The organism is Chitinophaga sp. Hz27 (genome assembly GCF_042263525.1).
Classification (GTDB): domain Bacteria; phylum Bacteroidota; class Bacteroidia; order Chitinophagales; family Chitinophagaceae; genus Chitinophaga.
Map to the genome: position 1 here is coordinate 261,770 of NZ_JBHKFJ010000004.1, position 15,974 is coordinate 277,743.

Annotated in this window: 9 protein-coding genes; 1 reads left to right on the forward strand and 8 read right to left on the reverse strand. The window is 41.8% G+C overall.

Going from position 1 to position 15,974, the window contains the following annotated elements; all coding sequences use genetic code 11:
* Positions 1 to 16: 16 nt before the first annotated feature.
* From ACE38W_RS10610 to ACE38W_RS10635, 6 genes are all read right to left on the reverse strand, one after another.
* On the reverse strand, positions 17 to 1,780 hold the full coding sequence (locus ACE38W_RS10610) for a SusD/RagB family nutrient-binding outer membrane lipoprotein (RefSeq protein WP_375830702.1): 1,764 nt from the start codon (positions 1,778 to 1,780) through the stop codon (positions 17 to 19).
* A gap of 23 nt (positions 1,781 to 1,803) precedes the next feature.
* Complete coding sequence (locus ACE38W_RS10615) at positions 1,804 to 4,971, reverse strand: SusC/RagA family TonB-linked outer membrane protein (protein ID WP_375830704.1); 3,168 nt, start codon at positions 4,969 to 4,971, stop codon at positions 1,804 to 1,806.
* Positions 4,972 to 5,340: 369 nt separating this feature from the next.
* Positions 5,341 to 6,720 (reverse strand): RagB/SusD family nutrient uptake outer membrane protein, encoded by a 1,380-nt coding sequence (locus ACE38W_RS10620; RefSeq protein WP_375830706.1) that lies wholly within the window; start codon positions 6,718 to 6,720, stop codon positions 5,341 to 5,343.
* Between the two features lie 21 nt (positions 6,721 to 6,741).
* Positions 6,742 to 9,777 (reverse strand): SusC/RagA family TonB-linked outer membrane protein, encoded by a 3,036-nt coding sequence (locus tag ACE38W_RS10625; RefSeq protein WP_375830707.1) that lies wholly within the window; start codon positions 9,775 to 9,777, stop codon positions 6,742 to 6,744.
* A gap of 507 nt (positions 9,778 to 10,284) precedes the next feature.
* Positions 10,285 to 10,986, reverse strand: coding sequence for an IS1595 family transposase (locus ACE38W_RS10630; protein WP_375830709.1), 702 nt, complete (start codon positions 10,984 to 10,986; stop codon positions 10,285 to 10,287).
* Between the two features lie 233 nt (positions 10,987 to 11,219).
* Positions 11,220 to 13,628, reverse strand: coding sequence for an RND family transporter (locus tag ACE38W_RS10635; protein ID WP_375830710.1), 2,409 nt, complete (start codon positions 13,626 to 13,628; stop codon positions 11,220 to 11,222).
* 98 nt (positions 13,629 to 13,726) lie between these two features.
* Here ACE38W_RS10635 and recO point away from each other — a divergent pair, with 98 nt between their 5' ends.
* On the forward strand, positions 13,727 to 14,464 hold the full coding sequence (gene recO, locus ACE38W_RS10640) for a DNA repair protein RecO (protein ID WP_375830712.1): 738 nt from the start codon (positions 13,727 to 13,729) through the stop codon (positions 14,462 to 14,464).
* Here the strand turns inward: recO and ACE38W_RS10645 are convergent.
* Together ACE38W_RS10645 and ACE38W_RS10650 are read right to left on the reverse strand one after the other, a co-directional pair.
* Complete coding sequence (locus tag ACE38W_RS10645; protein ID WP_375830713.1) at positions 14,443 to 15,246, reverse strand: UDP-2,3-diacylglucosamine diphosphatase; 804 nt, start codon at positions 15,244 to 15,246, stop codon at positions 14,443 to 14,445. The genes recO and ACE38W_RS10645 overlap by 22 nt on opposite strands.
* An 86-nt stretch (positions 15,247 to 15,332) precedes the next feature.
* The gene (locus tag ACE38W_RS10650; protein ID WP_375830715.1) at positions 15,333 to 15,968 is read right to left on the reverse strand and encodes a lactate utilization protein C; all 636 of its coding nucleotides are present in this window, start codon (positions 15,966 to 15,968) and stop codon (positions 15,333 to 15,335) included.
* Positions 15,969 to 15,974: the final 6 nt, after the last annotated feature.

The window sequence follows — 15,974 nt, forward strand, 5'->3', positions numbered from 1 at the left end:
ATTACTACGCTGCTTATTAATTATCCCAGAACACCTTGTAAGTATCTGGTGCTTTTTGGGCCGGAGCGTTTTTGTTTACGTTTAATTCGTCTACAGGCCAAGGCAGAGAGAGTGGATAGTTTCTACCACATACCACTTTTACTCTTGGTTGGTTACCTGAGATGGTAGGATCACCTTTCAGAGGTGGCTGATAGAAACCGCCTGGAGCCTGAGAAGGAGATGGATCATTTGGATTGAACAGGATTGGATAACCAGTACGACGATAGTCGGTGTATTGGTCACAGCTAAATCCATAGCTCTGAATCCATTTCTCTGTCATGATTACTTCTAACTTATCATTAGTAGTAGTACGGCCATCATAGAAAGCCAGGATGCTATTAATGTAGTCAGTTTCAGCAGTAGAACCAACCAGTTTAGGAATGTTCTGGTTTTTGTTAGCTTTTGCAGCAACAAAATCTACCTGAGAGAATGATTCCTGCATTGCCTGTTGCAGTGTAGCGCGTGCATCACCAGCAACAAGGCCAGCATTGATACACTCAGCTTTCAGGAACAGGATATCTGCATAAGTCAATAATCTCAGCGGAGCAGCACCACTTGCATTTGAAGAAGTAACACCAGAGATATTCCGTTGGTTATTTGGATCATAGTTCTTGTAGTTGTCATCGTAACGACCACCTACAGGATAGATACCAAATACAGAGATACCGTTGTCATTAGACCTGTCTCTGTTAGGACCTACGGAACCAAACAGGATAGATACGAACGCACTGTCACGATAGTCTGTTTCACCAGCACCAGCAGGAGTTGCGCTAGTTGTAGTCATCTGGTTGTAGAAGTAGTAAGGAATACGTGGATCCTCAATACCAGTAAACAGACGAGGGTTGTAACCTTTCAGGATGGAATAGAACCAAGGGCTTACATAGTGAGAACGCTGGGTAGCGAAATAATCATTGAAGCCAGGGTTCCTGTCATCAGGAGAAGCAGATGAACCATAAGGCATCATGAAGCTCTGTTCCTGTTTGCTGATCAGGTTATCATTAAATAATGCATTTACATTAGCTGATACATCTTTAATCAAGCGTTGTTGTACATACAATTTCAGCTTGATACTTTTTGCAAGACGAGTCCAGCTATCGATATTACCACCATAGAACAGGTCATCAGATCCTGGCACCAGGGAGTTACCTCCTGTTTGAGCCAGATTGGTGATCGCTGTATCTAACATCAGCAATAAGCTAGGGTAGATATCAGAACCTTTATCAAATTTCGGATAACCATTTTTAGTCAGGTAAAACTGGTTTGCTTCAGTATATGGAACATCTGCGAAGATATCCACCATCTGGCTCATACCATATGCTTTCATGATACGGCCAACACCGGCAAACTTGTGGTTATTTTCTGCTTCTGCCTGACGGATCATCACATTGGTATTCTCTAGGAAACCAGTGTAACCGAAACCGTTAGTCTGTGCACTATAGAACTGTTTCCAGCCGTTGTTAATATCGAACTGGTCGCCTTGTGCACCGTACTGGTCCTGTGATTCACGTACAGTTACCTGGTGCATGTAAACACCCAGAACTTCTGTGAAACCAATAGCACCACGGCCGCTATTGCTATATCCCATTGCATAGGAAAGCCCTTGCTCACTTGCAGTCAGCAACTGACTTAAAGTCGCCTGCGACGGGTTATTTGGGTCATTATTTATGTCAAGGAATCCCTTCGTACAACCGAAACCAGTTGCTAAAAGACCTCCTAACAGTATTAAGCTAATTCTTTTCATCGATAGTCTTTTTTTCATGAATACTAGAAGGTTACTTTCACGTTTAAGCCAAAGCGACGTGTAGTAGGAGCGCCAGACAATTCAATACCTTGGGTGTTGGTAGAACCGAAGCTACCAACTTCAGGATTGAAGTTTGAGTATTTAGGCATACCTGGTGCAAAATACCACAGGTTACGACCTGTCAGGGTAACAGTCAGACCACCAATCGGAGTTTTGTTAAACATTGATTTAGGGAAGTCATAACCTAATGTTACCTCACGCAGCGTATAAACCGTTGCGTCGTATACATTCCACTCAGTTGCAGAGTTGATAGCGAAAGACTCACCGAAGTAAGCATCAAATAAAGTAACCGGAGTCGTGTTACGGATTGGGTCACCTTTAGCATCTTTCAATACTGTACCAGGGTTATTTACGTCACCATAATAACCAGGCAGGATGATCATTTTCTCACGATCTTTTGTATCCTGAGTTACACCACGACCGAGTAAGCTGCTCACAGTTACAGAGTAAATGTCGCCGCCTCTTGTCAAGTCTACGAGTGCATTCAGGAATATGCCTTTATAGTTAAAGGTGGTAGTCAGACCGGTTTTGAAATCAGGGTTTGGATTACCCACCATTCTTTGCTGACCAGTAGGGATCAGTAAACCAGTGGTTGGGTCAATCAGCAAGTTGCCTTTATCATCACGTGCATCATAGGAACCTCTGAGGTAACCATATGGCAGACCAGCTTCCAGGTATGGACTGATACCGTCCAGTACACCGTTCAGGAGAATTCTGTCTACGCCTGGTCTCAGTTTAGCTACCATGTTCACGTTTTTAGAGAACACCCAGTGTAAGTTCCAGGTAAAGTCTTTAGTTTTTACAGGAACCAGGTTCAGATCAATCTCGAAACCTTTGTTGGTAATCTCACCATAGTTATCCACAAAAGTGCTATAACCAGAAGAAGATGCCAGGGTAATTGGAGCAATCAGATTAGTAGATTTTCTGGAATACAGTGCGAAGTCAAGTGCGATTCTTCTGTTCAGGAATTCCAGGGTTGTACCCACCTCCATATCTTGTGTAAACTCAGGTTTCAGGTTAGGATTACCTGCACCTGGGTTCTGGATTACACCAGATTGACCGAGGAATGGAACGTTAACTGACAGGATGTTTTGCAGGCTGTATGGATCAGCATCGCGACCCACTTTTGCCCAGCTGGCACGCAGTTTACCGAAATCAAACCAGCTGCTCTTAATTTTCAGCGCATCTGTGAATATCCAGGATGCAGCCACACTTGGATAGAAGTAGCTACGGTTTGATTTAGGCAGGGTAGAAGACCAGTCGTTACGACCTGTTAAAGTCAGGAACAACCATTTTTTATAGTCCAGGTCTACCTCACCGAAAACACCCCAGAGTCTTCTCTGGATCAGTACATCTTCGCTAGGAAGTACGCTCTTTGTATTGTTCAGGTTGTAGATACCAGGAGCTACGATACCTTTACCAATCATTACAGTGGAGTTGGTCGTACGTTGGTTAACGTTATGACCTACGATCGCTTTAAATCCGAAATCTTCATTTTTCAGTTTCGGAGAGAAAGTACCGATCAAGTTAGACTCAATTTCCGCGAAGCGATAATTTTGCTCGGTAATCTGACCATTACCTTCTGCACCGCGAGATCCGAGATCGATGATCTCTTTACGAGTCATATTATTTACGTTTGTACCAATCTGGTAGCTGGCATTGAACCAAGGAGTAACATCGTAGTTCAATTTCAGACCAGCAACATATCTGTCAGTTCTGGTAGAAACAGTATTATGAATGAAAGACCAGAGCGGGTTATCGAACTGCGCTGGCAGCGGGGAAATTGGTTTACCGTTTTTATCCTGATAAGGAAGACCGGCAATATTCCAGTTACGCGCCAGGAACAGGTTACGGGCAAAAGAAGAAGCCGCACCATCTATCTGGTTTTCACCAAACTGAGAACCCAGCTGGTTAGTTGTACTGTAGCTGAAGTTACCGCTAACATTCAAACCATTTGTCAGTCTGGTGATACCACCCACTGCAAGGCTCGCGCGATTGAAATCAGAATGAGGTACATAACCATCCTGGCTCATATAAGAAGCAGTAGCGCTGAGGGAAGACTTTTCAGTACCACCATTTACGCTTACAGAGTTTTCAGAGATAAAACCTGTACGGAATAAATCTTTTACGTTGTTTGGAACTGCCTGGTAAGGAATTTTCTTTCCACCATACAATTCAGGATAAGCAGTTTGATAAGCAGCCCAGATAGGAACTGAATCAAGCGCACCACCGAATTTTGCACCCCAAGAACCGTTAGAAGCGGCGCTGTAATTGAAGTTACTACCAGAACCGTAAGTATTTTGATATTTAGGATAGCTGGCAACTGTTTCGAAGGCAATAGAGGAAGAATAGGTCACTTCTGTTTTTCTTCTGGAGAGCGTAGAAGAACCGGATTTGGTAGTGATTACCACCGCACCGTTAGATGCTCTTGAACCATACAATGCAGCAGCAGCAGCACCTTTCAGTACGGTCATAGAAGCAATGTCATTAGGATCGAGGGCAGACAGACCACTGGAATAGGCACCACCACCTGAAGTTTGGCTGGAGGTTGTAATCTGGTCATTGTTGTAAGGAATACCATCAACTACGATAAGTGGCTGGTTATTTCCAAAGAAAGAGGTATTACCACGGATTTGGATACGGGTAGCCGCACCTGGTGTACCTTGTGAAGCCCTGATGTCAACACCCGCAACTTTACCTTGCAGGCCTTTTAACATATCAGGCTCAGATTTTTGGTTGATCTGATCAGGCTTAACAGTGGATACCGAGTATCCCAATGAAGCCTCGTTCTTTTTCAGACCAACTGCGGTCACAACAACTTCTCCGAGTTGTTTTTTGTCGGCTTCTAGCGCGACATCAATAGTGTTGCCAGCAGCAACTGGTACTTCCTTAGATAAATACCCCACAAAAGAGAAGACTAATGTGGATCCTGAGGGAACTCCATTCAGTTTGTAAGTTCCATCTGAAGTTGTGAAAACGCCCTTAGTAGTGCCTTTAATCACGACGGTAACACCGGGAATAGCAGAGCCGTCTTTAGCGTCACTAACTTTTCCGCTGATCGTTCGGGTCTGTGCAACTGAATTTAGTACACAGCCAAACAGGAACAGCCAAAGTAGTAGCTCTTTTTTCATAAGCGACTTGGTTTTGATTGACTAATAAAAAAGAAGTTAACAGGTTTTAGTTCTATGTAAAACGCAAAAAACCAATACTATATAACTACTGACTATAGCTATATAGATATAATTATTTCACAATATTAAACCATCTAAATAAGTGTTAAATAACAGGTTAATAACAAGAATATAACGAATTTGTTGCCCCTAAGCAAATATATAACTATATTTTTTTAATTCAAATACAAAAACTTTTCTTGATAAAAATACTTTAACAATTTTTTAATTTATAAAAATCTGTTAAATTTTCAAAAAAATATTATGAAATGTGCATAAAAAAAGGGACCCGCTTTCGCAGATCCCTTAGGTTTACAACATGCTTATTTGTTATTCGTAACCATCATTTTGATCCATATCCGGATTGGTATTCTTAACCGTCTGCGGAATAGGCCAGATAATGTTGTAAGCAGTGATACCAAAGGTACATGGCGCTGTAATAGCCAAAGTACTACCACACATCTTACGGTCCACACCCCTGTTATTTCTCAGCAAATCAAAATAACGGTGACCTTCAAACATAAACTCTCTTCTGTCTTCAGCCAATACTGAATCCAATACCGCCGCATTGCTTACGTTACTAAGATCCGCCAGTTTCCTGCTCGCTCTTACCACATTCACATCTTTGATCGCTGCCGCAGGATCCGCCGCACTATTAGCTTCTGCACGTATCAGGTACATTTCTGGCAAACGAAGCAGCTTAGGACTGGTCATACCAGCTTTACCACCCTGGCCCGTATATTTCTCATTGATATACTCTGTACCCATCATACCCAGATACACTAAACGCGCATCTGTAGCATCAAAAGATGCCGCCAGATCTGGCGTTACACGTGCATCACCATAACCAGGTTTCAGATACATCATACCCATGTTATCTGAACCAGTTGATTCATTATCCACAAAGCTTAATGTAAAGATCTCTTCTGCAGATCCTTGTGTGTTGTAGAAATCTGCATTAGGCGCCTGCAAAGTATAACCAGCATTGATAACGTTGGTCGCTTCTGCAATTGCATTCACTTTATCACCTTTATTCAGATATACTCTCGCCAGTAATGCAGATGCTGCATAAGTGCTAGCATGATATTTAGTAGTCACACCTACTGACTTCAACAAATCTTTCGCTTCAGTCAGATCTGCAATGATCTGATCATACACTTCTTTCACTGTAGCACGCTTCGCATTGCTGATATCTACCTTGGTTTTAATAGCAATACCAATCTGTGAACCATTACCCTGTGCATATGGACGGGCAAATACATTCACCAGATCATAATGCATCAACGCACGCAGAAACAATGCTTCACCTTTCAGCACATTCTTCTGATCAGTAGTTGCTGAGATGTTATCCACCGCACCAATTACCTTGTTAGCACGCATAATACCATTGTAGGCAGTAGTGTAGAAATCTTCTACGTCTGCATCCTGGGTAGTATAGTCATGACGGTAGCTGCTCAGAAAACGGTTACTGTTGCTCGCTGCAATGTAAATGTTATCCGCATTCAGTTCGGTCATAATCCAATAATTACGGCCGTAATAGAAAGTACTCTGAAGTGCGTCATAAACACCATTTAAGGCTGCATTAACCCCTGAATAATCACTTAAGGCATCAGAACCTTCCTGACTATCGTAAGGCTTTAAATCGAGCTTGCTGCTGCAGGCTTGCATAAAAAGTCCTGCGGCTGCTATGGCTATGATATATTTTTTCATAATTGTTCTCTTCATTAAATTTTACAAAGTGATGTCCACACCAAAACTTACGCTCTTAGTAACAGGATACTTGAAGAACTCATATCCGGTATTGTCGATCTCAGGATCAACACCAGAGTAACCAGTGATGGTCAGTAAGTTCTGTCCCTGAACATACAGGCGTACATTCTGAATCTTAGCTGCATTCAGCCATTGTTTAGGCAGATTGTAACCCAGTACTACGTTACGCAGACGGATGTAAGAACCATCTTCGAGGTAGCGGGTAGACAATGCAGTAGAGTTTTTGTTACCACCCACAACTGGCTTAGGTCTGGATGCATTCTGACCTGGAGTAGTCCAGTAGTCATAGCCTGCAGACGTATTGTAATTCCAGTTCAGACGCGCACCATCAGCATCTCCATATCTTGCAGTACCATTCATGATCTGGTTGCCCTGTGATGCATAGATGAAAGCAGACAGTGTGAAGTTTTTGTAATTGAAGGTATTGTTGAAACCAAGGGTGAACTTAGGCATGGTAGTACCAAAAGTTTTATACGCCGCTTCGTTGATGTTGTTGGTTTTAGAACCATCCGCTTTATACCACAGTGGATCTCCATTTGCAGCATCTACACCAGCCCATTCTCTCAGGTACCAGGTATATGCAGGCATACCTACACGGTTGATGGTACCAGTGAAAGCAGTTCCATCATAGTTGGTTGGATTGATGATATCCTGACCTTGGTAAAGAGACAGAATTTTATTCTTGTTGTAACCCAAGGTCACATCGGTAGACCAGCCAAAGTCTTTGCCCTGAATGTTACGGGAAGAGATAGTAGCTTCAATACCTCTGTTTACCATTGAACCAATGTTCTCAGAAATCACTTTATAACCAGTGGTTGGATCTAATGGACGATCTTGTAACAGGTCAGATGATTTTCTGTTATACAGGTCAATGCTCGCTGTAAGTCTGTTATGCAGGAAGCCCATATCAATACCAATGTTGGTAGTGGTACTTTTCTCCCAAGTCAGGTTTGGATTACCTAACTGTTTAGGATTACTTGCAGGAGAACCATTGTAAGCAATGTTATAAGCATAGAGGTTCATCCAGCCATAGTTAGAGAAAGAACCATTACCTGAAGTACCATAGCTCGCACGTACTTTCAAATCAGAAAATATATGCTGATTTTTCATGAAGTTCTCATCAATTACTCTCCATGATCCACCCAATGAATAGAAAGTACCGTATTTAGTAGATGGACCAAAACGGCTACTTCCGTCTCTTCTGATAGATCCTGTGAAGTAATATTTACCATTGTAAGTATAGTTCACCTGACCCAGGTAAGACAGGAATGCAAAGTCATAAGAACCGCCACCAACACCTTGTGGAGTAGATGTAGCATCCAGTACTGGTGTTTTAGGAGTAGCCAGACCAACACCTTCAGCGCTGAAACCATTATAGTTGGTTGGAGAATACTCCATCATAGCCAGGTAGTCGATCGCATGTTTCTGACCCATACCGAAATTAAACTTACCACTCAGAGAGGTCTGGGAAGTAATTGTTCTCAGTGTGTTGGTTGCTTCATAGATATCACCACTCTGAGAAGGATCTGCAGAGTTGAAACCATCAGCAGTAGTAGGATCCTGGAAAGTTTTCTGATGTGCATTGATATAATCAATAGCTGCATTCTGCGAGAATTTCAACCAATCAGTAATCTTGTAATTCAGGTAGATTTTACCAAGTGCACGAACGTTTTCGTTACGGTTGGTATTTTTAAATGCTGAATACAGGAAGTTATCGCCAGTATTGGATTCATTCTGCCAGTAGTCTTCCAGACCAGTATAGAGCTGACCATTAGGCTGGTAAGCAGGCAACAGCGGGCTGTTAGCAAAGCTACCCAGCAGTGGGCTACTATAACGGTTACCAGCACCAGCATTGTTCATATCTGCATAAGACAGATTTAAATTCATACCGATGTCCAGTCTGTCATTCACTTTATGTTGAATGCTGGAGTTTACAGAATAACGTTTCAGACCTGAATTAATCATAGCACCATCCTGGCTGAAATAACCACCAGACATGTAGTACTGTGTTTTTTCATTACCACCGCTGGAGTTGATTTCATAGTTCTGGGTATGACCATTCTGGAAAGCAGCATCTCTCCAGTCAGTTGCATATTTCAGCAATGAATCTGGTACCAGTTCATTGATTTTTTCATCTGAATAACCATTCAGGCGATATACATTACGTTTGTAATCAAATGCCTGCTGTGCATTCATTTGTTTCCAGTTACCAAAGCTAGGGTTGTTGAAACCGTATTGCGCTCTGAAACCTACTTTAGAAGAACCCGCTTTACCTTTTTTAGTAGTAATTACAATTACACCATTACCACCACGAGCACCATACAACGCCAATGCAGATGCATCTTTCAGTACGTTGATGCTTTCGATATCATTTGGATTCAGGTTTGCCATGATATCGCTGGACTGTGTCTGTACATCATTGTTGAACTGACCAGAGTTAGCAATAACCCCGTCAATAACATAGATTGGACTAGCGCCTGCGCTCAAGGAACCAATACCACGAATGGAAATGCTTTGCTTAGCACCTGGCTGACCAGATCCGGAAGCACTTACCACACCTGGCGCACGGCCTTGCAGCAATTGGTTTACATCCGGTACAGGTGCGTTCTCCAATTGTTTGGAGCCCACTTCTGAAATGGAACTAACCATTTTCTTTCTGTCTACTACCGTGTAACCAGTTACAACAACTTCACTCAGCTGTTTGTCATCTGAGTCCAGTTTTGCATTAACTACAGCAGCTTTCGCAGCAACTTCCTGTTTTGCATATCCCACGAAAGAGAATATCAAAACAGCATCTTCATTGTCTACATTGATTTTGTAAGATCCATCCGCACCGGAGGTAGTACCCTTACTAGTACCTTTGATTTGGATGGTAACACCAGGAATGGGCATTCCATCTTTTTTGTCAGTAACTTTCCCCGATACAGTGCGACTTTGCGCAAAGGCCTGACCGCCAATGCATAGCACGGCCAGGAGGAGAAATAACACTTTCCTCATAAGCATGTTTGTTTCCGTTAATAAAAAATCGTCACTACAGGACACTTTTATGGTGCCAGGATGTGGTATAGGTTAAACAGATGGTGATCGATAATTAAGCGAGAAAGTTTGTCTGTTGGCTATGGTTTAGTTCGTATACCTTAAAGTTGACAATTGATAAGAATGTTACTTTTTTGTTGTGATTTCTTTAATAAATCACATATAGAAGTAGTCATCCTATTTCCCACAAGCAGTTTCCTTAATAATTTTTCAATCAGATGCCAAATATATAAATTATTAACAAAAAGTTAAAGTATCAACTAGTCCAATAACATGCAAATAACAAAGCTTTAACTTTTTCTTAACTTATTAAGAATATAATATTCTCATAAAACACTAACTATCAATCATAATAATACTTGTAGTTAAATCTTAAACTAAAAAAAGTGTTAATTTTTCATGTGACAACATACAAAAAAGCCCGACTGGAGTCCAGCCGGGCCAATGCCATTAGGTTAGAAAATTAAATTAGGATAATGTAAGTGGATAAGTTTTTAACAACTCCAGTAATACCGTAAACAAGTCATCACTACGGTAATTAAAACGGAATTCACACTCTTTCAGATGCAAATAAGCCGTATTTCTGTTCAGCCCCTTAAACTTGGCCAAACGATGCTTGGTAAGTCCCCAGAAGGCATCTACCTCGTCCATCTGTGGTGTTCCGCTCGAATCGGAAGGCTTAGCACCTAACCGGTACAAACGATACTGACCCAAATCAACTACGCCCGTGTAATTACGCAAACGCTCTGTAGTTCCTATCTTCTCCAGAACAGATCTGCCTCGGGTGGCCGCATGGATCATTGATCTGCTAACATCAGGAAGGATCTCTGTATACAGCCGGTCCGCCGTTTTGACAATCCCAAAGATTACAGGCTTTACCGCCTTGTCTACTTCGGTCTTCACCGCAACTAACGTATCCTCTTCCTGCTCTGAACGAACCATCAGGTCCCGCTCAAATATCGCTGCTACAGGTACAGTCGCCGGATGCATCGTCTCACAATAACGCGCAATCTGGCTCCTTAATTTCTTCAGGTAACTGTTGATCGTTACCCGGCTAACGCCACTGATATTTGCTATCTGCGTGGCAGTAAGATCATCGGCAAACAGCCGTAAAATCTCCTTAAATTTCCGCTCAGACAAATGAGCGCCCTTTAAGTATTTGTTTTTCATGAACTAGTGGTTAGAATGGCATTATAAACCTCTAACTTTTTTATGTGGATATATACCTGTTTTTGATGAACGGTAAATATGACGGATAAACGTTTTTCACTAGATTAGTTTATACATTTTTTTTGTCCAGCTTAGCATTTTTTTCAAATTCTTCTGTAGAATTTCGTCTACATGAAAAAAATAAAAAGGGATGACCAACGGCCATCCCTTACCTATAAAGCATTCTATTTAGTTTACTCCTGATCGCCCACCCCAAGCTTATCTATAGCAATATCCTTCTCCTCATCCAGCACTTTCCATAACTGCTTTTTCTTCGCCTGCTTCAACAACGCTTTTTCCATCCACAACAACAATGCCGGTAGTATAGTAAGGTTCGTTAGCATCGCTACTATCAATGTCAGAGAAGTTAGCCACCCTAACGCCTTCGTTCCGCCAAATTCTGAAAAACTGAAAATCATAAAACCTGCAAACAATATCAATGAGGTATAGATGATACTCAATCCCGTTTCATGTATCGTCTGCTTAACGGTCTCGGATATATTCAAATTATGATGCGGCAACTCTTGCTTAAAATTCACCAAAAAACGAATCGTAACATCTATCGCAATACCTAACGCCACACTGAAAACCAATACGGTAGAAGGCTTCAATGGAACGCCTACCCAACCCATCACTCCTGCTGTTACTACCAACGGAATAATATTAGGCACCAGGGATATTATCAACATCCTCCAGGATCTGAACAAATACAACATACAACCCATGATCAACACAAAAGCTAATAAAATACTCTCTGTTAATCCACTGATAATAAATCGCGTTCCTTCCTGGAAAATTACACTGGTACCTGTAAAGGTCACTTTATATTTACTACTGTCGAAAATCTGGTCCACCTTAGGTCTCAAAGAATCCAACAATGCTGGCAAACGCTTAGATCCAACATCTGCCATGTTCACACTTACTCTCGCCACCTGCTTAGTACTATCCATAAAGGATGATACCAGTTTGCTAAACGTAGTATTGGCGCTAGTTCCAGCTGGAGCTTTCATACGCAGATAAGGTGCAAGAAATCCAAGATCAAACTGATTAGGCACCGCATAGTTACTACTGTCGCCATTATAATACGCCTGCTTCGCAAACTTGATACCTTCCACTACCGACAATGGACGCGCAAAATCAGGTTGCGCCGCTATCAGCTGCGTTAATTCATCCAGCTTATTCAACGTTTGCAAATTCACTACGCCGTTCTTTCGTTTGGTATCCACTGCTATCTCCAATGGCATCACTCCCTTGAAATTCTGCTCAAAAAACTTCAGATCTGTATACAACTTATCAGTATGCGGAATATCATCCAGCATATAACCTACAGATTGCAACCTCGTCATACCAATGATCGCAGCAACCAACATTATTCCACTAATAACGTAAACGGATGTACGATATTTAAATACCAACGTGGTAATTAATTCCAACACTTTATTAAAGAACCCACTATCTCTATATGAAATATGTTTCAGCTTAGGCGCAGGTAAATAACTTAATACGGAAGGAAGGAAAATAAATGAAATCAAAAAGATCAGCATGATGTTCAAACCGGCCACCACACCGAATTCCTTCAGAATAGCACTATTGGTAAAACAAAACACACCAAAACCAATTGCAGCAGTGATATTGGTAAACAACGTTACAATACCCATCCGCTGAATCATCCTGATTAACGCCCTCGTTTTGTTCTGATGCTTTGCATATTCTGTATGATACTTACTGATAAAATATACACAGTTAGGAATCCCAATCACTACAATTAACGACGGAATCAATCCAGTCAGTAACGTAATCTTATAACCCATTAAAACAATCGTAGCTACCGACCAGATGACACCAATCGCTACCACCACCATAGACATCAACACTGCTCCGAAAGATCTGAAAAACAGAAACAGTATCAACCCTGTCAACACAAAAGATATTTTCAAAAACAACTTCAACTCATCTGCCACCTTAACGGCCATGACTGTACGAATTAATGGTAGGCCACTCAGTCGCACAGTTGTATGTTGTTTTTCTTCAAATGCTTTGGTAATCTTATACACAGAATCCACTACTGCCGTTCGTTTCGGAGAATTGAACACGTCTTTGTTTACATAGATAGCCATCAGGTAAGCATGCGACTCAGGATTATATAACAGCCCTTTATAAAATAACAATGTATTAAACACGTTCTTCAGACTATCGATAGTTGCCTGGCTGGATAAATCACCTTTGAACAATAATCCCGCTTCCAGCTTTTTAGTGCTGTCATTCTTGGTAAGATTGATCGCCATCGGAACACTGAGGATATTTTCTACAGCATGTATCTGTTTAATATCCTTATTCAGTTGGATATAATCCTGGAAGAAATCTTTCTGGAAGAATTTATCTGTCTGCACACCCAATACCATCATATTTCCATCTTCTCCAAACTTCTTCTTGAACTGCTGGAATTCAAGAAACTTAGGATTATCATGCGGGATAGTGGCCACATAATCATAGGACATCTGAACTTTGCTGGCGAAGTATGCCATTACGCAGGTTGCGGCCAACAAAAACAGTAGGAGAGTGAAGCGATATTTAAGCACATAGCCGGCTAAACGTTGCCACATGAGGATTTTTCAATTTAGTTTAGTAAGGGCGTAAAGGTAATTAAAATAGCTATTGGCTGTTAACCGCCCGCTTTTAGCTAAATTGCACTCTTTACTCCATGTTACATAAAACCAACGGCATAGTTTTACGTACCGTCAAATATGGCGATACCAGTCTGATAGTCAGCATTTTTACTGAATTATTCGGCCTGCAATCCTATATTGTCAATGGAGTACGGTCCAGCAAACCCAAAGCTGCCCGCGGTAACCTCTTTCAGCCGGGAAATATCCTGGAATTGGTTGTTTATCACCAGGAAATCAAAAATCTGCAAAGAATATCGGAATTCAAACTAGGCTTCATCTTCAATTCTCTTCATTTCAATATCGTCAAAAATACAGTGGCGCTGTATATGATCGAGCTGTTACAGAAAACATTGAAAGAGCCGGAACAGCATCTGGAGCTTTATTATTTTGCTGAAAATGCACTGAAGGTGTTGGACACAGCCGAAATGCCTATTGCGGCAAATCTGCCCTTATTTTTCACTTTAAAAGTAGGGGAGTACCTAGGGTTTAAACTGAATGGAAGGTTCTCGGAATATACGCCTTACCTTGATCTACAGGAAGGTCACTACATTGATCTTCCTCCCCACCATATTCACCATCTCGACCCTATAGGCAGCGAACTGACGGACGCTATTTCCCAATGTACCGATGCGGCACAACTGGGCAATATCGCCATGAATAAAGAAAGAAGAAGAAAATTGTTATATGCTTATTTAGAATTTTTCCGGCTTCACCTGCCGGAATTTGTGGAGATGCAATCTCCTCCAATTCTTCACGACATCTTAGATGCCTGAATTGCGGCAGCCTCTCCGGCTGCTGTTAAGAATTTCAATGTGGTTTTTTCTCCATCAAATACAGCATAGGAGAAGTAATTCAGCCAATCACCCAAATTGATGTAATGACTGTTTTCGCCCACCTTGAGATCTAGCGGCAGATGCCTATGGCCAAAGATGAAGTAATCAAAATGCTCTTGCTGTAAAACTTCCTTACAATAGATAGCCAGCCATTCATTTTCTTCACCAAGATAATGCTCCAGGCTTTGACCTGTTGCTGCACGGCTTTTACGGCTGAAATAATTAGCAAGCGAAATACCGATAGCAGGATGAAGCGCGGAGAATAATACGCGACATACAGGATTACGGAAGATTTTCTTCAGGAATTTATAACCATGATCACCAGGCCCGAGCCCGTCGCCATGGCCGATATAGAATCGTTTACCACCAATAGTATAGGTTTGGGGTTCGTAGTAAACAGGAATATCCAGCTCATCTTCAAAGTAGCCATTCATCCACATATCATGGTTTCCAATGAATACAGAGATCCCTATGCCTTTATCACGGAGCGCTGCTAACTTACCCAGGATGCGGATATATCCTTTTGGTACTACATGTTTATATTCAAACCAGAAATCAAAAATATCGCCTACCAGAAAGATATGGGCCGCATCTTTTTCGGCTTCTTCCAGCCATTTAATAATGGTCCTTTCCCTTTCTCTGCTGGCAGTAGCGTTGGGGGCTCCCAAGTGAAAGTCGGAAGCAAAATATATTTTCTTATCGGCTGGCAGATTAATATCCATGCTAAAAATTATGAAGCTGTTAGCAAATAGCAGCGCATAGTTCATCACTACCCGACAGCTACCTGCTAACAGCTAAAATATTATTACTATTCGTCTACTAAAAAGACGTAAACTTCTTTTGGTCCGTGAATGCCCACTACCAGCGTTTTCTCGATATCTGCGGTACGACTGGGCCCTGTAGCAAAAGAGATGGCAGATGGAAGATCAGTGCCATATTTATCTTTCAGCTTGTGGAGCGCGTCTTTCAGATCAAAAACTAATTGGTGCGTATAGGCGATCATGATATGTACCGGCGTATAAACAGGTAATGCACGGCCGCTAGGCTGTGCAGCGCTTAATACAACTGTTCCGGTACGTGCTACCAGGTATTCACAATCTGTGATGGCAGCATCTGCGTCGTGCATGGATCCCTGGTTCAGGCAAGGCAGCTCATCTTCATGGATCTGCTTCAGGATAGAAGGTGTCTGGCAAAATACGTTGTGCCATTCCTTGTTATCACATAAAGCACGAAGATTTTCGATGAGTTCTGTTTTACCAGAGCAGAAAACAAATTTTCCCTGCAGCCGGGTAAACTCTTCCGCGAATCTGATTTCCATTCCTTCGCTCTCTGTTTTAAATACAGCAGTGTTGCCCTCCGAGTTAGGGAAGGGCAACTGTACTGGCTGACTTAAAGCATTTCGTACTCGCTTCAGAATATTTTCCTTGGCAGGAGAAATCTTCATATAACT